The organism is Pedobacter suwonensis (assembly GCF_044762335.1).
Classification (GTDB): domain Bacteria; phylum Bacteroidota; class Bacteroidia; order Sphingobacteriales; family Sphingobacteriaceae; genus Pedobacter.
Genome location: NZ_JBIWEB010000003.1, coordinates 210,013 through 231,940 on the forward strand (window position 1 = coordinate 210,013; position 21,928 = coordinate 231,940).

Genomic DNA, 21,928 nt, shown 5'->3' on the forward strand with positions numbered 1-21,928 from the left:
CTGAAGCCGTTTTTATTTACTCTTCACCAAAATCTCTTGCTCGCCATATACCACGCCCCCATCGGTTACACCCTGTATAACAATTTTAAATGCCCCGGTTAAATCGCCTGTATTAAAGCTGACAGGTGTTTCACCGTTAATCATTACCTGATAATTCCAATATACGGTTGAAAAATTGATTGGTTCGTTTTTGTTATTGATATCAGATGTATAAAATTCTTTTGGCAGGCTAATTCCTTTTAATATCAGCAGATTCAATTTGGATTCATCATCTGTACAACCCTGATAAATGACTGAAACACGTGCTCTTCCATCTAAATATTTTTTTCCTTTAATAGGTTCCCGACTGTCATAATCGCCTAAATGATTAGGACAGTTTAAAATATTAAACTTGCATACATAGTCGCCACATCTGTTAACTCCTCTTTTGCCGAAGTAAGTACTGTTGTCTATAGTTTTATTTATAACTACATCTTTCAGCTTAATGCCCATAGCTGCAGTAATACTATAGCTATTGTCATCAGCAACTTCAGTTTTACTTACGGGTTGAGTAAAGGACTGTTGCAGCAGATAAGCTTTAATATCTTTTTGTGGTTCATTAATCTTAAGTTCAAAATTTTCATAGTCGGGCGTGCCCATACTTAACCACACATTGGGCTTGGATTCACTGGTAAGCAGGTTAGCGAAAGGGATGCTGAACTTACCACTACTATCGGTACTTAAAACATTAATGTTAGTACCGGCAATAGTATTTAAACTCATAGGGACTTTTAACATTTTATTTTTGCGAGTGATGCTTCCATTATACTCCAAACTTGACAGTAACTGAGACTTTTCAGTTTTTTTTAATTCAACTTCGGGCCACTTATACTTTCGCCAGCCTTTTACCAGCAGTATATCGTTTAAATAATCTTTATCACTAAACTTCCGCCCAAAGCTATTGTTTGGAAAATCGCTGAGCTTGTCCAAATAACAGGCATCGATAATGTTTGTATTGTTAGCTAATAATAACCGGTTTGACTGTACACAAGCAATGGAAACCAGCCCGGCTACAGGTTTATTATTTCTATTAGTTATTTTCAATGTTAGATTGACCTGCTCACGCGTTTGATATTCAATTTTTTCAGGTATAACCTTAACCTGATTAATTTGATCATAATGCGCAAAGAAGATCCGTTCTGCCAAGGGTTTATAGTTACTATCTAAAACGGTTATAGTATTTAAGCCCACCGGCACAGAATCTAAATTAAACCTGATCGGTTGTATTTTACCTGGCTTTAACGCGACGGTACCTTGCAAAAAAATAGCCGAAAAGTTATGCACCAGGAGGTGTACATTCGCATTGAAATTAGTTTCCAGTTGTATTTTGAATTCATCATCACTAATGGCCGATGGCATACTTAAAGCCACACCTTTATTCAGGACGGATGGTAAAGAGTAAGAAATAGCCTGCTGGCCATCCGCCAGTAATTTGAGCATATAACGCCGTGTTGATTTGGGCATCAGATAGAAAGCACCAATTCCCATCGAACTACTGGAAATGGTATCAATTGGTATGTTATCTTCGTACAATACTCCTCTTGCCCTTACTCCTGCTCCTGCCATATCTTTTATCTCAAAGCCAACTTTTGTCTTTAACTCATTAACCAAATAGCCACCTTCCGGATAGAAACTAACCCGATACTTTGGGCTGTTCATAACCGGAAGCTCAAATTTTACATCACGTGTATCATTTCCTTTTTTAATAAAGATACTCAGCAGGTTGTTTTGGGTTGTAATTTTATCAGCAGGATAATCGATCATTAATTCTCCAATAACACTGCTTTTGCCTACCGCAGACTTTAAAAGCTGTTTATCGCGTCCGATCTGATATTTAATCTGAGCATCTTCTACAAAGCGGTTTTCGCTAGTTAAAATTTTCAATAAAACAGTACCATTACCAGTACGTTCATCAAAAGGTTTGAAAACAGAAACCTTGTCTACTAAGGGGTTAACTGTAGTAGATTTGATAGTAACCAGTTGAATAAATTCGGCATCGGGCTTTCCATCTAACATGACGTTTGTATTAGCTACGAATCGATAATCTCCACCCTGTAATGAATCGGGAAGGTTAAATGCACCGTAGCAAATACCTTTATCTATTAAAAATTTTTTTTGAGATACTACACTACTGTCCCTGTTGTTAATAAGAGATAAGTGAAGCGTATGGTACGCATCCATACCGGCTACTGCTTTAAGCAGGTAAGCCGTAAACCATACCTGATCATTATTGGTATATACATTCTTATCAAAATGTACAAACAGGTTAGATTGCAGATTATTTGAACCATAGTGATTCAGGTTTATAGCTATACTATCGAGTTGATGATTTTGTGCCTTTACTGATACACAAAGGAAAACAAATAAAAAAGTAACCAGCAGATGTTTTAAAAGCATAATATTAGTATGCTTAAAAATCACCTTTTTATTTTGATTATTCAAATAAATCCAAATTAATAAACTTGCCTGATCTTGTGATGAAGCCAATTTTGCATACACAAAAGTTTAAATCCTTTTCCAGTACATATGCCAAAGCAATCTTATTAAATGTTTACTATACCATGCTTTACCGCATACAAAGCCAATCCGGTACGGCTTTTGAGCTGTAGTTTTTCACAGAGTGAATTCCTATACCCATCAATGGTACGCGGACTCACAAACATTTCTGCTGCAATTTCATTATAGGTCTTTTCTGTACAGGTGTATTTTAAAAATTCCATCTCCCGTTCTGTTAATTTTACAAAACCGGATAGCTTTGAACCAGGTGACAAAGCACTCAACGATTGCATGACCTTTCGGGTAACCAGTTCATTGTAAAAGTAGCCTTTGCTTAATACCTCATCAAAAGCCATTTTAAGTTCTTCAGGTTCAGCATCTTTCAGCACATAACCTTTAGCACCATTGGTAATCATCTTAATGATGGCCGTTTCGGCATCCATTGTACTTAACGCAAGTATATTTACCTCGGGATGATTCCTGTGCAACCATGAAGCCGTGCTATAGCCATCCATTTCAGGCATATTGATATCTAACAAGGCAATGTCTGGTAAACCATATATTTCTAACTGTCTGATAAAATCCTGGCCGTTTGCAGCCTCAAATAAGATATTATAGCCTTGAAAATAGCTGATCAATGCGGCCAATCCTTTTCTAAATAATACATGATCATCAACCAAGGCTATCTGTTTAATCTGCTCAGACATAAGGTATAGTTAAGGTAATTTTGGTTCCATTATTAATCACACTGTCGATTGTCGCTTCTCCCATAATCAATTTAGCGCGCTTTACAATATTCAAAAGACCCAATCCGGTATCAATTTTGGCTTTTTCAACGGTGCTAAAACCGACACCATTATCTGCAATAGTGATGTTTAGCTGTTCTGCAAAATCAAATACGACCTCTATTCTGGTGGCCTGGGCATGCTTTAAAATATTTTGCAAACTTTCCTGTACAATCCTGAAAGTAATTATTTTCTTCTGTTCGGTAATGTGCTGCTCCTTACCGGTTACCTCAACTTTGGTTACAATTGCCCCTGCCCTGCTTATGCGTTGCAGCTCCTGCTCAACGGCCTGCACCAGGCTTAACTCCTGAATGCGGCTTGTACTCAAACTTTTCGCAATATCACGTAAATCGTTTAGCGCATTGCCTACATTCCCTTTAATCTCGGTGACCAACACTTTCTCGCTTCTTTCTTTTTTTTCCAATAAACTTAACTGCAGTTTAGCCAAACTTAACAATTGGCCGACATTGTCGTGTATTTCCTGGCTTATGGTATCGAATGTCTGCTCCTGCATTTCCAAACGCGATTGCAGCAACTGCTCGCCGTACTGTTTTTCCAGTTCTCCTTTTTCTTTTGCATACTGAAATTTCTTTTTCTGAAAATAAAGCATAAAGAAAACAATCGCACTACTTAGCGCGAAAAAGATAATGATGCTGGGAATAATTACAAAGAGTACTTCTCTGTCTTGATCATTTTGCATAAAAAAGCGTAAGCAAACAATAAATACATGATGATATTGGTGATTAGATTTAATTTTTTCAGTTTAACCGCTAACTGCTCATAATTTGCGGTTAAATAATGGAACATTCCCATATAGGGTACAACGCAGGTGTAATACACAATCAAGCCGATAGCAACCCAGAATTCACCTTCGTTTAAAAGTGAAGTTGTTTCGTTTGATGTTAATTTTTCGTAGCAGTAGATAAGCGCAAAAAAGATAATAATTGTTCCGCCAAACACAAAAGAATAGCTACTCCACTGCAATATATTAAAGCAATAAAAACTAAATATATACCAGAGCACCGGGAATATAAACAAGAATAGGTTTATCGCTTTTAGCACGTAGGTATTTTTGACAATCTGCTTTAAGAAATAAGCATAGAACATAAATTCCACCAGAATAAAAAAATTATACTGGGGCAATATATTTCCCTGATAACCAAAATTTTGCCTGAATAAAAACACACTCAATTCCAGCAGAAAAGTATAAGTGCATAACAAAGCAACTGTTTTGAGTTGCCTTGTTATTTTGTTCATTTGGTAAATACCCGTGATGGCGGATACCCCCAGCGAGATAAGATATAGATATTTGAGATACATAAAATTTAAATATGTATCTAAAATAAGTATTTACTATTAATTTGAAACATCAAGTGCTGCCATATTATCAGTTGATGGAGGTGGAGTGGGATCTCCGGTATCCATTGTGTACAAATTGTTTAACATATTCCTTAATATTTTATATTCTTCTGTATTTAATAAATCTAATATTTTGTCCAATCTAACTCTATCATATGGCTTTTGTAAAAGTTTTTTCCATACAGGATTATCTCCAATAAATGAATGACCTATTTCTGCAATTGTTTCTATTGTTCTTAAAATTAAAATTTCATCATCCAGATAAATCTCGCTATTGTTTTCATCTATAAATATAAAATCAACTGTTAGCCGCTGTTTATAAGTCTGAGGAACTACTCCACCAAAAGTCCCTTCGATTTCATCTTCATCCGTATAAGAAACCAATCTTATTTTTAAGCCATAACCCGAGTATTTTTTTAAATGATCTTCAATTAAATCGCGTAACTCTTTAATCTTTTCGATATCAAACCATAGGTGCTTTGTTTCAAAACACTTATTGCTTTCATCTTCAACGGTCAAAGTTGAAGTAAGTCTGTCCCGTTTCCCATCTGGAGTTTGAAAATTTCCCACGTACTCTAGAGCAAGTTCTTTTGATATTGGCTCAATGGTGCTATCTTTTGGTTTACCCGCTTTTATGTAATATACACCACTGTCATGTTTATCGGTTGTACTTACAAAAATTAAATTAAACCGACCTCGTTTGCTTTCAATCTGATTCGGACCATAAGTTCCAAAATAAATCCGAAAGCCGTCTATTTTTTCATTTTCATTAATTAATTCATTTATATGATCTGATACGACTTTCGCTTGATGGAAATATACTTCCTGCGTTTCAGATAATGCTCCATTTTCTTTTGCAGCATGATATAGTACACCATACTTATGTGCGTTGAACCATGCTTTTCTGGCATCGCCAATTGATTTTGGCACGTAGATACGTGGTAATATTAGACTACTCATAATTTCTGCTTTTAGTTTGAGGTTTATAAATAACTTATACCTAAATATACACGATGAAAATTTGAAATTGAAAATTCTCCAACCATACCCCACTCAGGCAAAAAGCCTTTCAAAACCTTAAAAATCAAGCCATAACGCATTTAAATTAAGTATCACATTTTTTAACCCTCTTCTATTTATTTTAAAATACAGCGATTTCACGGTAGTGTATTGCGTTTTTCACGTGTACAAATTCGAGCGGTTTCACGCTTGATTTGGATATAATCTCCATGGTAGTTTTGAATGAGCAATTGGTTTAATGGGGAAGCTGAAAACCAAAAAGAGTAGGCACTATAATTAAAAGAATTAAAAATGAGTTCGCTTGGAGAATTAAATCAAAAATTTGACTTAGATGTATTATCAGAACAGTTAAAGGCAACTGTTGACTCAAAAGATCCGGTAGGATATATGCGAAGCAACATTAATTGGGAAATTGATAAAGATTTAGACGACAAACCAAATTTGGATATGGTTGCAAATATGATGAGCATATCATATTCATCAAATATTGGTTATGAAATGTGGAATCCATTTCGAAGGTTCCTTGAATGGCTGGGCAGAAATAAAACGGCAAGCCAGATAAAAAAAATTCTTTGTAAAATCTATGCTGAGATACAGAAACTGATTGATGAAGAAGCGGGATTGAAAAAAATATTAACTGTTGCATTATCAGCAATAGCGGCTACAATCGGGATAGGTGCCATCAATCCGATGATCCTCACTTTGGTTGTAGGTTTTCTTGCAACAATGATTTTAAAAGGTGCAGCCAATTTTTGTGGTATTTAAATTTTATTCTATTACATCAATTGTAATGAACAACTCTTAAAACCACGTCTTATGCTTGCATAATTAGTACGTTTTTCAGGTTATATCATTCCAAATAACCTTCCACCCTCTTTACCCATCTCATCTATTTTAGCCTCAACCACTGCATCTTTAATCAATTCTGGTGCGTGGTGGGGCTTTTTTCGTGCATCAATAACCAATGGTCCTTTACAGCCCCAGTGTTTATTAATGGTAAAATCGTTAATGCCATAAATATCTGCTGCAGGGTTGCTTCTCGTAAAAGTTACCCAAACAAAATTATTAACCGTTGCAGCGGTAAACGCTGCGTCATCAGCCAGAATAATTAAGGGTAGGCCCGATAAATCCTGATTCATTAGTATCATGTTTAATAAAGCAATTTCAGCAGCCGTTTTCTCAGCATTTTTATACCTATTGCCTTGCAGGACTAAAACCCCTGGCACCGCTATTTTTGGTTGGTTAAAATCGTCACTCAGCCTTAGTCCTTCAGGAATTTTATCCCACAGTGCGCGTTTTTTTTCCCCTGCTGCAGCAATAACAACCTTCGATCCACTATTTAATCCGTCGCCACTGTAATCAAGTGTATCAATGGTGGTATTGGTGTAAAAATGAATGTCCCTGCTAAAATCCACCCTTTCCAGTACGTGTTTTATAAAATCATCGATATGGTGCGTACTTAAATGCTGATCATCTTCCTGAGCTGCAATAAAAAGATATTTAGCCAGGCTCAACTGGTTTTTGCCTAAAATATGATTGGCTATGGTTAAAATTTCCTGCGGCCTTCTCTCTATTAAATAAGGTGTATAACGCTCACTACCTATGGCAAAAAGCAAGGGATGTACACCGGCCGCATCTACTGCATGTACTTCCTTTAAGCCATGTATTTCCTGCGGAATGGCCGAACCTGTAATTTCATGAATCAGTGCGCCAAAGCTGGTATCTTCCTGCGGCGGACGACCAACCACCGTAAATGACCATATGGCATCTTTTTTATGGTACACGTTGTGTACTTTCATTAAAGGAAACGGATGGGTTAAGCTGTAATATCCTAAATGATCGCCAAAAGGGCCTTCCGGTTTATTTTCGTTTGGGTACACAGTACCTGTGATGATAAAATCGGCATCCGCAGAGATACAGAAACCTTCATCATCATAAAAATAGCGGAAACGCCTGTTACCCAGTGCGCCGGCAAAAGTCATTTCAGACAAACCTTCGGGTAAAGGCATTACAGCAGCCAGGGGATGTGAAGGTGGGCCCCCAACAAAAATACTCACCTTTAAAGGTTGACCCATCGCATTCGCTTTTGATTGGTGCACACCTATCCCTCTGTGGATCTGGTAATGCAAACCGATTTCCTTATCCTGAATATAGTCATTTCCACCTAACTGAATACGGTACATTCCAAGGTTTGCATTCAACACACCCGGCTTTTCGATATCTTCCGTATAAACCTGCGGCATGGTAACAAAAGGTCCGCCATCCATAGGCCAGTTCACAATCTGTGGTAACTGACTGATGCTGGTTTTCAAAAACTTACTTTTAGCAGATGGTGTTTTTAGCGGCAGTGCAGATAAAGCTGACATTGCAGAGCCGACATATTTGAGAGGATTTTTTAATGCCTTCATGGGGTCGTTCCTCAAGGCAACCAACTGTTGCACTTTGGGTAAGGTATCTCTGAAAATGAACTTTGATCTCTCTAAGGTTCCAAATAAATTGGAAACGGCAGGAAAAGGGCTTCCTTTTACTTTTTCAAATAGAATAGCCGGACCTTTATTTTCGTAAACCCGTAAATGGATCGCGGCCATTTCCAAATAAGGATCTACTTCTTCTTTTATCCTGATCAAATGACCATGCTTTTCGAGATCTGAAACACATGCTGCTAAACTTTTATATGCCATGTTCAAAGATAAATATTTAGACTTTCTATAAAACAAAAAAGCCTTATATAACCAGATTTTACAATAAATCTACTTACATAAGGCCAATAACCTACTATTTATAATACTATCTCTTACCAGCGAAAGAACGTAACATCCAGGTATTTTTCTCTTTAAACTGCATAAACTTGTTTACCATGTCGTTGGTTCCATCATCACCAGCCTGTTCAGATGCTTCCATTACTTCACGTTCCAACTCGATCAGTGTGGCCATATCGTCTAAAATGGCTTCAACCATATCTAAATCTTTCATGCCAATGGTATCCACTTCCTTGATTTTGGATTCCTTAATGTAATCGGCAAAGCGACTGTGTGGCGGTTTTCCTAAAGTCAACACACGCTCTGCAATCTCATCTATGGTTAACTGAGCATTAGAATACAATTCTTCGAACTTTACATGAAGCGTAAAAAAATTCTGCCCTTTAATGTTCCAGTGGCAGCCTCTTAATTTTTGATAATGAATATGGTAATTAGCCAGATAATCGTTTAACAGATCTACAACTGGTTTAACTTCTTTTTCATTCAAGCTTATTTCTTTCGCGTCCATTTTATTATGATTTATATTGTTTTTGATGTGAACGTAACAAACGGAATTTATAAAAGTTTGCTCAATTTTGTCTTTTGAACAATACGTTATTTATTCAATCGTTTAATAGCTAATAAATAGCAAAACGAAGATATTACAAATATTTGTAAATGAATAACATAACATTATTGACAGATTAAAATCATCCCGGTATTAGTCGCAAGTCAACCGTTCAACTTAAGATGTTTAGCAATATTATTCGTATAATTGCGCTCCTTGATTTAGAAATTTATATAGAAATAAATGCATAAAATATATTTATCTGCTGTTGTATTATTTGCCTTAAATATTGCAAATGCAAAAGCCAATACAGCGAGAGACTCTATCGGTGTAGAAAATAATAATGGAAAAAAACTCATCGTTCACCAGACTGTAGCAAAAGATACCTATTATTCTATCGGAAGAAGATACAATGTATCCCCAAAGGATATTATGGCTTTTAACAACAACAAATATTTACAGGTGGGGGTCATCATCAAAGTGCCTACCAATATTCCTTTTGCTGCTAGCGGATCATCCAATACAGAGACAGCTTCTGCTATAGGTACTGTGGTTGAACATACCATTAAGCCGAAAGAAAACCTGAACATGCTGGCCGAAAAATATGGCACCACCATCACTGAAATTAAGGCATTAAATCAGTTAAAAAGCAATAATTTAAGTATTGGGCAGGTTTTAAAAATACCGGCAAAAAACGGAACGCAGGTTGCAGAAGCCGAACCGCCAGTGAGCCAATCTGCGAGAACCAATACAGCGTCAACGGTAAGCAACACGCCTTCGTCCGATCAAACCATGATTGAACACACCGTTGCAGCAAAAGAGTTTTTAGGAAAAATTGCGGAGAAATATGGCACTACGGTTGAAGAAATAAAAAGGGCCAACAATTTGTCAGGCAATAACCTCCGGATTGGGCAAAAGCTTAAAATTCCCGCCACTAAAAATATTGATGAAAATAAAGCATTAGCGACTGCCGATGAGAAACCGGTACAGGAAAGCAAACCTACCGATGCAGCAGGCAACCATACCGTTTTAAGAAACGAAACAATTTTTACCATTGCCAAGCAGTATGGCGTTACGGCCTACCAACTCAGGAAAATGAACAATCTTCCTGATAATGCCATTACCATCGGACAGGTTTTAAAGGTACCTGGAGGAATTATTACAGATGTTCAGGTACCAAAAGAAAAACAGGCTGAAACAACAACAAAAGAAGTTCCTGCGGCCAGCAAGGAAGAAAGTTTTATCCACACAGTAGCTACTGGTGAAAACATTTTTTCCATTGCTAAAAAATATAACCTGACTGCCTATCAGATCAGAACGGCAAATAAACTTGAGGACAATAATATCAAAGTTGATCAGAAACTGATTATTCCTAAGCCACCACAACCAAGATCGGTAAATGATTTATCAAAAGAAGAACAGGAAAATGAGCCGGACAGCACCATGGTTAAAGATCCTAAACTCCGCCGCGACCCGAGCGTATACGGTTTAAGCCAGATTGAAGAAAAAGGAACGGCAGTATGGATTGCAGACCAGGATTTAGACGGAACGAAAATGTTGGTTTTACACCGCACAGCACCTGTAGGAAGGGTAATTAAGATTACCAACCCCATGACCAACCGTACCACCTTTGCAAAAGTTGTTGGTAAATTTACAGAAAACGAATCTACAAAAGATGTTATTATTGTGATGACTAAGGCAGTAGCCGATTCGTTGGGAGCTTTAGACAAACGTTTTTTCTGCAATTTAACCTATAGTGCTCAATGAGTGTAAACAAAAAACCATTTATAATTGGTATTGCCGGTGGCAGCGGATCGGGCAAAACATTTTTCTTAAACTGCTTTCTCCATCATTTTAAACAGGATGAAGTGACGCTCGTATCGCAGGATGATTATTACATTCCGGCTGGCGATATGACACAGGAAGAAAACAAATTGTACAATTTTGACCTACCCTCAACCATTGATAGCGAACAGTTTTTAAAAGACATTAAACAGCTGATCAACGGCGAAGTGGTTTATAAAAAGGAATACAACTTCAACAATCCACTGGCTGTTGTTAAAATCCTGGAAATCAAATCAGCCCCTATCATTATTGTGGAGGGCCTTTTTATTCTTCACTTTAAAGAAATTGCAGCATTATTGGATCATACTATTTTTGTTGATGCAGATGAGCATATTGCTTTAGACCGCCGTATTAAACGTGATGGTTTAGAACGTGGTTACCCTGAAGATGATGTACTTTACAAATGGCATAACCACGTGGTGCCTGCTTATAAAGAATACCTTTTACCCTACCGCAACGAGTGCAATAAGGTAGTGATGAATAATACCAACGAACCCGATGAAATCATTGCCATCACAGAAGATATTTCAAATAATTTAAGGAATAGCGTTCTGGTTGATATACAGTAAATCAAAAAGGAGTCAGGTTTAAGAGCCTGACTCCTTTTTGATTATTATAGCTTTTGTCAGCCTGAGCGGAGTCGAAAACATGCTGTAATATAATTGAAAGCGTTTCGGCCGCCCCAACCTGACAAAATGGAAATCATAATCGCCGTAGCTTGTGTCTCCGCCAACCACTAATTAATCCAGTCTCATTTCAGGGATTTCGCCCTCCACGATTAATCTTCCAGCTGTAGATTGTTGTATAAACTCGATACTTACCCCTGGTGCACGCTCTAAAAGTTTAAAACCACCTTCAGGTAAAATATCCAGCACAGCCAGTTCAGTTACAATTTTTTTGATACATTTTACCCCGGTTAAAGGCAAAGTACACTTTGGCAACAACTTGCTTTCTCCGGCTTTATTAATATGCTGCATGGCTACAATAATATTTTTGGCTGATGCCACTAAATCCATTGCGCCCCCCATTCCCTTCACCATTTTACCCGGAATTTTCCAATTGGCGATATCTCCGTTTTCTGATACTTCCATGGCACCTAAAATGGTCAAATCTACTTTTTGTGCGCGGATCATCCCGAAACTCATGGCCGAGTCAAAAATAGAGGACCCCGGCAAGGTAGTAATGGTTTGTTTTCCTGCATTAATTAAATCGGCATCTTCTTCCCCTTCAAAAGGGAACGGTCCCATACCCAACAAACCGTTTTCTGATTGCAATACGACGTTAATTCCCTTTGGAATATAATTGGCCACCAGCGTAGGTATGCCAATGCCCAGGTTAACATAGTATCCGTCTTTTATTTCTTTAGCGATGCGCTGTGCGATCTCTTCTTTTGAAAATGCCATTATTTATTTTTTCCGATTAAGCCTAAATGTGTGTGATTAAATGCATCGCTATATTTTAAACCATAGCCCAGCGCCCTATCCATACTGGAATGAGCGAACAATATGATGCCCGATAACTGCAATGCCGGCACCTTATAATAAAATCCGATCAGGAAAGTTAAAATTGCAATTGCTTTATGGTGAAATAAATTATAACACCACGCACCGACTTTTGAACCTGCAAGATACCCCAACATACTTAAATCTGGGACAAGCAAGAGAGCCGGAAATACCCACCATTGAAAGGATAGCTTTGAAAAGGCAAATACCGCCAGCAGAAACATGCCGATTTCTTCAATTGCAATGATTTTTTTCATTACGATTTTGTTCTTACAGTTCGTTGTTCAATTCTTTTCTCATAATCCCTACCCTGAAAAATGCGATGTACATAAATGCCAGGGGTATGAATATAATCAGGATCCAACTCACCTGCTTCTACCAGTTCTTCCACCTCAGCGATGGTAATTTTACCTGCCATAGCCATTACCGGATTAAAATTTCTGCTGGTGGATCTAAAGATCAGATTCCCTGCGGTATCTCCTTTCCAGGCTTTTACAATAGCAAAATCCGCATCAAATGCATATTCCATTAAATAATCCTTGCCATTAAAATTACGGACTTCCTTACCTTCTGCCACCTCTGTGCCTACACCTGCAGGGGTAAAAATTGCGGGCATCCCGTATCCTGCGGCCAGGCAGCGGGTAGCCAAAGTACCTTGTGGAATAAGCTCTACCTCTAGTTCGCCACTCAACAATTGACGTTCAAATTCCGCATTTTCGCCTACATAAGATGAAATCATTTTTTTAACCTGCCGTTGTTTCAGCATCAAACCAATACCAAAATCGTCAACACCAGCATTGTTAGAAATACAAGTGAGGTTTTTTACCTGCTTGTTTACCAGCGCCTGAATACAATTTTCCGGAATCCCGCAAAGCCCGAAACCACCGAGCATAAGGGTTGTACCATCTGATATATCTTTGATAGCCTCTTCAGCACCAGATACCACTTTATTTATCATTTTATGAATTTTTGGTTAGTTCGCTAAATTACAAATTGCCATCAGAAATGTAGCATTTAAAAATTTTAAATCAATCAGGAATACAAATTGATTGGAATTAATCTAAATAACCCTTACCTTTGTGTTGAAATGATTGACGAGAGAGAAGAAAATAAATTCATATTACCCACCGACCCTGAATTTCAAAAGGGAATGGGTTTTATTTTCAGTTGTACTGCTGAGCATAAGAAATGTTGCGAGAAATTTAAAAAAGGTAAACGTTGTAAGAAGTGTCCCGGCAACAAAAAGAAATAGGTTATTTCGCTATTTCCACAATCTTATCATCACTTCCATTACTGGTGCAGATGTAAAGTTTTCCTTCCGGCGATTGACAAATAGCCCTTACCCTGCCATAGGTGTTAACGTAAAAATCTTTAGTTTCAATAATTTTAGACTGCGCGTCATCTAATTTCAATTGCATTAATTTTGTGCCCTTTAATACCGCCAACAATAAAGAGTTTTTAAACTGCGGGATATAGTTGTTATTATAATAGGTTAAGCCACTTGGCGCAATAGTTGGTGTCCAATTGATTAACGGTTCTGCTACGTTATTGGAGCTGCAAAAAGACTGCTCTCCGCTTTCGTTACAGAATCCTTTTATATTTGGCCATCCGTAATTTCTTCCTTTTTCAATAACATTAATTTCGTCATCAGAATCAGGTCCATGTTCAGAAGAGAAAATTTTATTACCCACCTGGGTCAGTCCCTGCGGATTTCTGTGGCCTAAAGACCAAACCGGATTATTTGGATAAGGATTATCGGCGGGAATAGAGCCATCTAAATTTATTCTTAAAATTTTACCTGCTAAAGAATTAATGTTTTGGGGAAGATTAGTATCAGCAGCGTCACCCGTACTGATATACAGTTTACCTCCGCTGATCAACAAGCGAGAACCGTTATGAATAGAAGCAGCAGGAATCTGATCCAGTAAAACCTGTGGACTCGTTAAATTTCCCCCGGCATAGGTATAGCGCACTACTTTAGCGCTATAGGTATTTCCATAACCATAAATTACATAAACAAAAGGATTGCTTGCAAAATCGGGATGCAATGTCATTCCAAGCAAACCGCCTTCTCCATTGGTGCGTACTTCGGTTATGGTTAGCAAAGCTGTTACCTGGCCTGTAACAGGATTTAACCGGCTGATTTTACCTGCTTTTTCCGTAAACCAGATAAAATTATCGGGACCATACACCATTTCCCAGGGCTGGTTCAGTCCTGATACAATTACCTTTGATTTTAATTCTGCATCCTGCAGGTTACCTTGATCTTCACTACCATTGTCCGTTTTCTTGCAAGTTGCGGTAAGCAGTACCACAAAAAGGCAAAGTAATACTTTTTTCATAAGCGTAACATTTTAAAAACAACACAGTTACGCCTATAAAGTTTTGTATGCTATCAGGTGTCTTCATCTGACAGGCTAAATTGTAGAGCGAATATGAGAGTAATTTAGAAAGAGAGTGGCGAACAGGAGTTTTCTCAGTGTCGGATGGAAACATCCAACATCACTATTGGTGTCAGATGTTGCCATCTGAGAGATTTCAAAAAAATAGTGCCGGATGGTAACGCCCAGCACCACAATTAAGCATAATTGCGTTAAGATTATCTTCGATGAGCACTTGTGGTTCACAATCGAGTTGAAATGATGATTCATCTCCTTGCGCTTACACTCCTTAGAAAGAGACGAATAAATAATTTTGCGATTTTATTGCAAATGAGAATAGTCGTCTGTGAGAAAGCAATGTTAAAGCGTTTGCCATCACCCCTAATGGTAGGATTGCATCGTGCCCCGCAATTACGGAACAGGCGAATGAAAGTCAAAAATCTCCATCATCCATTTTACATCTTACATTTCCCGTCCGAATCAATTCAAATACACATAGGTAATGCCATCACCACCCCTGTCGGCATGCTCATCTTCCATCCTGTTTACCTGGCTATACTTGCGTAAATATTCCCTGATCATCTTCCTCAAAATTCCGTCGCCTTTTCCATGTATCAGTTTAATAGACGGAAAGCCGAGCATAATTGCTTTGTCTAGATACTTTTCTACTTCGAATAACGCATCTTCGGTACGTTTTCCACGAAGATCCAGTTCTGCCCTGAAGCCAGAAACCGCATCATTCATCCGCCCGGCGAAAGAACTGGCGCTACTTTGAATTACTTTTTTAGCTTCGCGGTTGCTTACTTTTTGTACACGGTTCTGTTTGACCGTCGACCGTAAATCGCCAATAGCCAACACCAGTTCATTGCGGTTTATTTCCAAAACCTGACCAATGGTTTCACTATCATTAAATTTCACCAAATCACCGATTTCAATTTCACCGCCAACTACTACAGGCAAAGGTTTTGGACGTTCTTTTGGCACTGTATTTTTAACCAGTTCTTTTTGTAAATTCTGGCGGAGTTCTTTAGTTACTTCTTTATCAGCTTGCTTTTCCTTTATCTCGGCAATTGTATTTTCAACCAGTTTATTGGCATTTTTTATGATATTCTGGGCCTCTTGTTTGGCCTCCTTAATCAATAACTTTCTATTTTCCTCTAAAAAGCTCTTTAGCTTTTCATTTTCAGCAACCAGGTTTTTTGCTTTATTCTGCTGGTTGGCCAAACTTACTTTGGCATCATAAACATTTTTCTTTTCACGTTCCAGATCAACAAGCATCGTATCTATCCTATTCTGGTTTGAACCTGTCTTCTCTTTCGCAAGCTCAATAACCTCCTTAGGCAAACCTATGTTCTGTGCAATTTCAAATGCATAAGAACTGCCTGGCTTACCCATTTCGAGGACATACAGTGGTTTCATTTTGGCATTATCAAAAAGCATGGAGGCATTTTCCAAGCCTGCTGTATTACCTGCAAACAGTTTTAAATTAGAATAATGCGTGGTGATTACTCCCCGAACCTTTTTATTATTTAACACTTCCAAAACAGCCTCAGCCATTGGTCCGCCAAATTGCGGATCGGTACCCGTACCAAATTCATCAATCAGCACCATTGTTTTCGGCGAGGCATGTTCTACGAAATAGCGCATCTTCTTTAAATGTGCACTATAGGTACTCAGATCGCTTTCTATGGACTGATCATCGCCGATATCTGCAAAAATATTCTCAAAAATCCCTACTTCGCTATTGGCGTCAACCGGAATTAACAGACCAGTTTGCAACATAATCTGTAAAAGGCCAACCGTTTTCATACAAACCGATTTACCACCGGCATTTGGCCCCGAAACCAGCACCACACGTGTTTCGGCATCTATATGAATATTTAAAGGAGTTACCGTCTTCTTTTCGGCAGCAAATGAGATCGATAATAAAGGGTGCCGTGCATTGATCAGCCTGGTTTTAGGCTCTTTTAAGAGACCCGGCATTTCGGCTTCAATATCCATTGCAAATAATGCTTTTGCCCGAACAAAATCCAGTTTGGTTAAAAAACCGTGGTACGAAAGCAATAATGGCGAATAAGGCCGCAGATCATCCGTTAAGGCAATTAAAATCTTAATAATTTCACGGCGTTTATCAAATTCTAAATCGCGCAGTTTATTATTTAACGTAAAAACTTCTTCAGGTTCAATATAAACCGTTTGCCCGGTTGCCGATTCATCGTGCACAAAGCCTTTCAGCTTGCGTTTATTTTCTGCTAAAACCGGAATGCACATCCTTCCATCACGAATGGTCAAACTACCGTCGGCAACCCAATTATTTGCTATAGCCTGCTTATAAATAGCATCCATCCGCTTACGCACATCCTGTTCTGCCTTCGAAATGGCCGAAGTAATTTCCTGCAATTCTTTTGATGCGTTGGGTTTAATCTTTCCTTTTGCATCGATTACGGTTTCTATTTTCCGGAGAATGTTTTTTTCAATCGGGAGATGTTCAAATAAAGCTTCAAGTGTAGGGTATACTTCTGCACGTTCTTCAAAAAAACGGAGTACAGAAAAAACAGTCTGCAATGAAGTGTATACCTGAAACCATTCCTCTTCTAAAAGGTACGTGCCTTCAACCCTGATTTTTTCAACCAGCGATTTAATATCAAAAAAGGTATTGATCTGTAAAGGCTCCTGATTTTGCAGGATGCTCTTAAACTCCTTGGTTTGACGTAAGAATTTATCAATTTGATCAAAACGGTTCATCACCTGCATCTTTTCTACCATTGCCTGGCCCATAGGGCTCAAACAATGTTTGCTGATCAGTTGCCTGATTTCTACAAAACCTAAACGTTCTAAACAATTATTGGGATATAACATATTATTGTACTGCAACTGGTGTGGGCAATGTACTTACCACTCCGGCTTTTTTTATATTAATGAGTGAATCGGCCTCTTTTTTCTTTTTGGCAATTGCTGCCACCGCTTTAACCTTTGATAAAGAATCGGGTTTCATTTTTTTTCTGATCGCAAGAGAATCGGCCTTAAATTTCTTTGCTATCACCAACGAATCAGTTTTAAACTGTTTTTTTCTGATCATTAAATCGGCTAACTCCGTTCCTTTTTTTTGTTTAGCCAACATTTTCTGTACGTTTTTATACACGGTTTCCAATTCAACAGGGTTGGTATTGTACCAGAGTAAACTTTTATTATACTGGGCAGAATCTGTTCCAAACTTTTTGTAAATCCCCTTGTAATAAGCAGCGGCAACTTTCTTTGCCGAGTCTACTACATAAATGCTGGAAAGATATCCGTCTACAATGTGCATATCATATAAAATCTTTTCCATTTTATCAGGTTTGATAATGTCGTCAGGTATGCCCGGCTTACAGCCAAACCATAATATAGCTGTCATTAAAACCCATATTAATCTCTTCATCCTTAATTTAAGTATTATTTTTTGCCCAAATTGCGGCAAGGTTATTAATTTTACCAAAAATAGTTATAAATGAGCATAGCTGATAATCTTAAACAATATAAAAGCGAAGTTGAATCAGAGGGGATTAAACTCATTGCAGTTTCGAAGACACAACCGATAGCATCAATTTTAGAAGCATACAACGCCGGACAGCGCATTTTCGGAGAAAACCACGTACAGGAGATGGTTGAAAAAGAGGCACAGCTTCCAAAAGATATCGAATGGCATTTGATTGGTCATTTACAGAGCAATAAGGTAAAATACATCGCTCCTTTTGTTAAACTTATCCATGGTGTTGACAGCCTAAAATTGCTACAGGAAATCAACAAACAAGCGGCCAAAAACAAACGCATCATTGATTGTTTATTACAGGTTTATATTGCTGATGAAGACACCAAATTCGGACTTGGTTTTGACGAAGTAGTTGAACTGTTACGCGCGGAAGAGTTAGCCGAATTGAAAAACATCCGTATTGTAGGTTTAATGGGAATTGCCACCAATACGAAGAACGAAAAACAGATTGCAACAGAGTTTAACGAATTGAAAGTGTTTTTTGATGGCATTAAAGTAAGTTTTTTCCGCAAAGATGAAGCTTTTAAAGAAATATCAACCGGAATGAGTGCCGATTATAAAATCGCCATTGAAGAAGGAAGTACAATGGTGCGCATTGGTAGCAGTATTTTTGGAAAAAGGATAATCAAACATTTTAAAACAGATATTTCGGCAAATTAATATGGAGTTTAACATCAGATTTGCAACAGCACAAGATTGTCCGAGAATATTAGAGCTCATTAATGAACTGGCTGTTTATGAGCGGGCTCCTGAAGAAGTTACCGTTACCTTAGATCATTTCATTGATGCCGGTTTCGGTAAAAATCCGGTATGGAAAGCTTATGTAGCTGAGGTTGATCATACCATCGTCGGATTCGCATTATATTACACACGCTATTCTACCTGGAAAGGATGCAGGTTATATCTTGAAGATTTTATCGTTACGGAAGAATTCAGAGGAAAGGGATTAGGCAAGATATTATTTGAAAAAGTAATAGAAGAGGCAAAAAACGGCAACTATAGCGGCATGGTTTGGCAAGTGTTAGATTGGAACGAACCTGCAATAAATTTCTATCATAAATATAAAGCGCATTTGGAAAGCGGATGGATCAACGCATCGCTATCTAAAGAACAGATCAAGGCATTTTAATATGGATATTTTTAAGTTTGGAGGTGCCTCGGTAAAAGATGCAGCAGGTGTAAAAAACCTGGCCAATATTGTACACGATTATAAAAAAGGAAATCTGCTGATCGTTATTTCAGCCATGGGCAAAATCACCAACAGATTGGAAGACCTTACCTATGCATACCTGTCGAAAAATGACGAAGCACATGCCGTTTTTGAAGAAATAAAACATTTCCATTTCAGCATTATCGATGAACTTTTTCAGGGACAACACCACCCTGTTTATGATGATGTAGCCAACACCTTTGTTGAAATAGAATGGTTGATTGAGGATGAGCCAGATCATAATGCCGATTACATCTACGATCAGATTGTATCTATCGGCGAGATCGTTTCTACTAAAATTGTAGCGGCCTGGTTAAATGAAACGGGCAATAAAACCCTTTGGGCAGATGCGCGCAACTATATCCAGACGGATAATACGTATAAAGAAGGTAAAGTTGACTGGGTTAAGACCAACCAAATCATACAGAAAGACCTAAAACCATTGTTAACAGACAATATCGTTGTAACACAAGGTTTTATTGGTGGAACGAGCGAAAATTATACTACAACACTGGGTCGCGAAGGCTCTGATTATTCGGCAGCGATATTTGCTTCCTGTTTAGATGCCGCGGGCTTAACCATCTGGAAAGATGTTCCAGGGGTATTAAATGCAGATCCGAAGTGGTTTGATGAAACGGAATTGATTGCACAACTTTCTTATCATGATGCGATAGAACTTACCTACTATGGCGCAACAGTAATTCACCCAAAAACCATAAAGCCCCTTCAAAACAAGGGTATTCCACTTTTCGTGAGGTCCTTTATCCAGCCGGAAGGTTCAGGAACAGCCATTACCAAAGAAAATAATCCATTGCCTGTTCCATCTTTTATATTTAAGGTAAACCAGGCGCTGATTTCTATTTTCCCAAAAGACTATTCTTTTATTATTGAAGAAAACCTGAGCAATATTTTCGAGCTATTCCATACACATAAGATCAAAATTAATACAATGCTTAACTCGGCCATTAGTTTTTCAGTGAGTATTGATGATCATCCAGTACAGATCGAAAAACTGATCAATGATCTGTCGGAAGAGTTTACCGTAAAATATAACAAAGGACTTGAACTGGTAACCATCCGTTATTACAATCAGCAAACCATTGATCGTGTAAGCATTGACAAAGATATTTTGTTGGAAGTAAAGAGTCGGCACACCTGCCAGATGGTGATGAAGAATAAAAGTAGTAGCAAGTAATTAGTATTAAGAATCAAGATCGGATACTCCCCTTAATACCCGCTACCTATTACTTGATACTGTTATAAACAATGAACAATAAACTTTTAGCTCGAGCCGTACAAGATTACATCAATGCAAATTTAAACGCTGATGTAAACCAGATTGCTTTAGCAAAAAGTCGGTTCGAAGGTATAAGCCCTGCAGAGCTAGCTACACAAATTACCGCAAAAAAGAAATCAGAAAAGAAATTACCTTCCTGGTTTAATACCGGAAACATTTATTATCCGCCGGTACTATCCATAGAACAAACCTCTTCTGAAGTGACTGCAGCATACAAATCAAAACTGGCTAAAGGTGATACGTTGATTGATATTACCGGAGGCTTCGGAATAGACAGTTATTACTTTTCACAAAAGGTAAAAACTGTAACGCACTGCGAAATCAATCCTGAACTATCTGCAATAGCACAGCATAATGCACAGGCTTTACATGCAATGAATATAGAATTTCAGGCAGAAGATGGCATTGCCTATATCAAAGATAAGGATGCATGTTTTGATACCATCTATGTTGATCCTGCGCGAAGAGCTGAAAAAGGCAAAGTTTTTATGCTCAAAGATTGCACGCCCGATGTGGTAAGCAATCTTGACGTATTACTGGAAAAATCTTCACGAATAATCATAAAAACTGCCCCATTACTCGATATTTCTGCCGGATTATCAGCATTGAGACACGTAAGCGAAATCCATATTGTAAGTGTAAGAAACGAATGCAAAGAACTTTTGTGGGTAATAGATAAAGATTACGAAAACGACACAAAGATTAAGGCCGTAACTTTAAATAATGAGATTGAAAAGGATTTTTCCTTTTACAGATCGTCATCAAATACTTCAGTACATTTTACAGACCGTTTGAGCATTGGCGAATACCTGTACGAGCCTGATGCTGCCTTATTAAAATCGGGTGCTTTTAATTTAATTGGAGCAACCTACGGGCTCTTAAAATTACATCCTCAAACACAGCTGTTTAGTGCTGATAGTATAAAAACAGATTTTCCAGGCCGAATTTTTAAAATTGAAGCCATCCTGAATACCGGCGAACTGAAAAAAGATACCAGGTTAAAAGGTAACGTCATTGTACGCAACTATCCTGCAAAGCCCGAAGATTTGGTCAGGAAATATAAAATTAAAGCTGATCAGAATCAGTTTTTGGTTTTTACCAAAATTGCAAATGGAGAAAATGTGATTTTGAAAGGATTGATTATACAATATTATTAATC

General features: G+C 37.9%; 20 protein-coding genes. 7 read left to right on the forward strand and 13 right to left on the reverse strand.

What is annotated here, in order from left to right; genetic code table 11:
- Positions 1–12 precede the first annotated feature (12 nt).
- The 5 genes from ACIQXP_RS06795 to ACIQXP_RS06815 all read right to left on the reverse strand — a co-directional run bounded on the left by ACIQXP_RS06795 (position 13) and on the right by ACIQXP_RS06815 (position 5,639).
- Positions 13–2,436 (reverse strand): hypothetical protein, encoded by a 2,424-nt coding sequence (locus ACIQXP_RS06795; protein ID WP_387505012.1) that lies wholly within the window; start codon positions 2,434–2,436, stop codon positions 13–15.
- Between the two features lie 146 nt (positions 2,437–2,582).
- Positions 2,583–3,242, reverse strand: a complete 660-nt coding sequence (locus ACIQXP_RS06800) for a response regulator (RefSeq protein WP_387505011.1) — start codon at positions 3,240–3,242, stop codon at positions 2,583–2,585.
- Positions 3,235–4,020 (reverse strand): sensor histidine kinase, encoded by a 786-nt coding sequence (locus ACIQXP_RS06805; protein ID WP_387505010.1) that lies wholly within the window; start codon positions 4,018–4,020, stop codon positions 3,235–3,237. The genes ACIQXP_RS06800 and ACIQXP_RS06805 overlap by 8 nt, the downstream gene beginning before the upstream one ends.
- Positions 3,984–4,577: a hypothetical protein gene (locus tag ACIQXP_RS06810; RefSeq protein WP_387505009.1), complete on the reverse strand. Its 594-nt coding sequence runs from the start codon at positions 4,575–4,577 to the stop codon at positions 3,984–3,986. The genes ACIQXP_RS06805 and ACIQXP_RS06810 overlap by 37 nt, the downstream gene beginning before the upstream one ends.
- Positions 4,578–4,676: 99 nt before the next feature.
- A complete protein-coding gene (locus tag ACIQXP_RS06815) occupies positions 4,677–5,639 on the reverse strand; it encodes a hypothetical protein (RefSeq protein ID WP_387505008.1) in 963 nt (320 codons plus the stop codon).
- A gap of 351 nt (positions 5,640–5,990) precedes the next feature.
- On the opposite strand from ACIQXP_RS06815, the gene ACIQXP_RS06820 reads away from it, so the two are divergent.
- The gene (locus ACIQXP_RS06820) at positions 5,991–6,464 is read left to right on the forward strand and encodes a hypothetical protein (RefSeq protein ID WP_387505007.1); all 474 of its coding nucleotides are present in this window, start codon (positions 5,991–5,993) and stop codon (positions 6,462–6,464) included.
- A gap of 80 nt (positions 6,465–6,544) precedes the next feature.
- Here ACIQXP_RS06820 and ACIQXP_RS06825 read toward each other — a convergent pair whose 3' ends face one another.
- On the reverse strand, positions 6,545–8,380 hold the full coding sequence (locus ACIQXP_RS06825; RefSeq protein WP_387505006.1) for a UbiD family decarboxylase: 1,836 nt from the start codon (positions 8,378–8,380) through the stop codon (positions 6,545–6,547).
- Between the two features lie 106 nt (positions 8,381–8,486).
- Positions 8,487–8,966, reverse strand: coding sequence for a Dps family protein (locus ACIQXP_RS06830; RefSeq protein ID WP_090987034.1), 480 nt, complete (start codon positions 8,964–8,966; stop codon positions 8,487–8,489).
- Between the two features lie 282 nt (positions 8,967–9,248).
- Between ACIQXP_RS06830 and ACIQXP_RS06835 the strand changes: the two genes are divergently transcribed.
- Positions 9,249–10,772, forward strand: coding sequence for a muramidase family protein (locus ACIQXP_RS06835; RefSeq protein WP_293741254.1), 1,524 nt, complete (start codon positions 9,249–9,251; stop codon positions 10,770–10,772).
- Positions 10,769–11,419, forward strand: a complete 651-nt coding sequence (locus ACIQXP_RS06840; RefSeq protein WP_293741255.1) for a uridine kinase family protein — start codon at positions 10,769–10,771, stop codon at positions 11,417–11,419. Before ACIQXP_RS06835 ends, ACIQXP_RS06840 begins: the two co-directional genes overlap by 4 nt.
- 171 nt (positions 11,420–11,590) lie before the next feature.
- Here the strand turns inward: ACIQXP_RS06840 and ACIQXP_RS06845 are convergent, their stop codons facing one another.
- The 6 genes from ACIQXP_RS06845 to ACIQXP_RS06870 all read right to left on the reverse strand — a co-directional run bounded on the left by ACIQXP_RS06845 (position 11,591) and on the right by ACIQXP_RS06870 (position 18,127).
- Positions 11,591–12,253 (reverse strand): CoA transferase subunit B, encoded by a 663-nt coding sequence (locus tag ACIQXP_RS06845; protein WP_025142848.1) that lies wholly within the window; start codon positions 12,251–12,253, stop codon positions 11,591–11,593.
- Positions 12,253–12,609, reverse strand: a complete 357-nt coding sequence (locus ACIQXP_RS06850; RefSeq protein WP_145855157.1) for a DUF4260 domain-containing protein — start codon at positions 12,607–12,609, stop codon at positions 12,253–12,255. Before ACIQXP_RS06850 ends, ACIQXP_RS06845 begins: the two co-directional genes overlap by 1 nt.
- Positions 12,609–13,310, reverse strand: coding sequence for a CoA transferase subunit A (locus ACIQXP_RS06855; RefSeq protein WP_387505005.1), 702 nt, complete (start codon positions 13,308–13,310; stop codon positions 12,609–12,611). The genes ACIQXP_RS06850 and ACIQXP_RS06855 overlap by 1 nt, the downstream gene beginning before the upstream one ends.
- A gap of 295 nt (positions 13,311–13,605) precedes the next feature.
- A complete protein-coding gene (locus ACIQXP_RS06860) occupies positions 13,606–14,694 on the reverse strand; it encodes a PQQ-dependent sugar dehydrogenase (protein WP_387505004.1) in 1,089 nt (362 codons plus the stop codon).
- Positions 14,695–15,213: 519 nt separating this feature from the next.
- Positions 15,214–17,592, reverse strand: a complete 2,379-nt coding sequence (locus tag ACIQXP_RS06865) for an endonuclease MutS2 (protein ID WP_387505003.1) — start codon at positions 17,590–17,592, stop codon at positions 15,214–15,216.
- Between the two features lies 1 nt (position 17,593).
- Positions 17,594–18,127, reverse strand: coding sequence for a DUF4296 domain-containing protein (locus ACIQXP_RS06870; protein ID WP_159435293.1), 534 nt, complete (start codon positions 18,125–18,127; stop codon positions 17,594–17,596).
- A gap of 93 nt (positions 18,128–18,220) precedes the next feature.
- Here ACIQXP_RS06870 and ACIQXP_RS06875 point away from each other — a divergent pair, with 93 nt between their 5' ends.
- From ACIQXP_RS06875 to ACIQXP_RS06890, 4 genes are all read left to right on the forward strand, one after another.
- Positions 18,221–18,922 carry a YggS family pyridoxal phosphate-dependent enzyme gene (locus ACIQXP_RS06875; RefSeq protein ID WP_293742934.1) on the forward strand — a complete coding sequence of 234 codons (702 nt, stop codon included), beginning with the start codon at positions 18,221–18,223 and terminating at the stop codon, positions 18,920–18,922.
- Between the two features lies 1 nt (position 18,923).
- Positions 18,924–19,391 (forward strand): GNAT family N-acetyltransferase, encoded by a 468-nt coding sequence (locus ACIQXP_RS06880; protein ID WP_293742935.1) that lies wholly within the window; start codon positions 18,924–18,926, stop codon positions 19,389–19,391.
- A gap of 1 nt (position 19,392) precedes the next feature.
- Positions 19,393–20,667 carry an aspartate kinase gene (locus ACIQXP_RS06885; protein WP_387505002.1) on the forward strand — a complete coding sequence of 425 codons (1,275 nt, stop codon included), beginning with the start codon at positions 19,393–19,395 and terminating at the stop codon, positions 20,665–20,667.
- 71 nt (positions 20,668–20,738) lie between these two features.
- A complete protein-coding gene (locus ACIQXP_RS06890; RefSeq protein ID WP_387505001.1) occupies positions 20,739–21,926 on the forward strand; it encodes a class I SAM-dependent methyltransferase in 1,188 nt (395 codons plus the stop codon).
- The last annotated feature ends 2 nt before the right edge of the window (positions 21,927–21,928 follow it).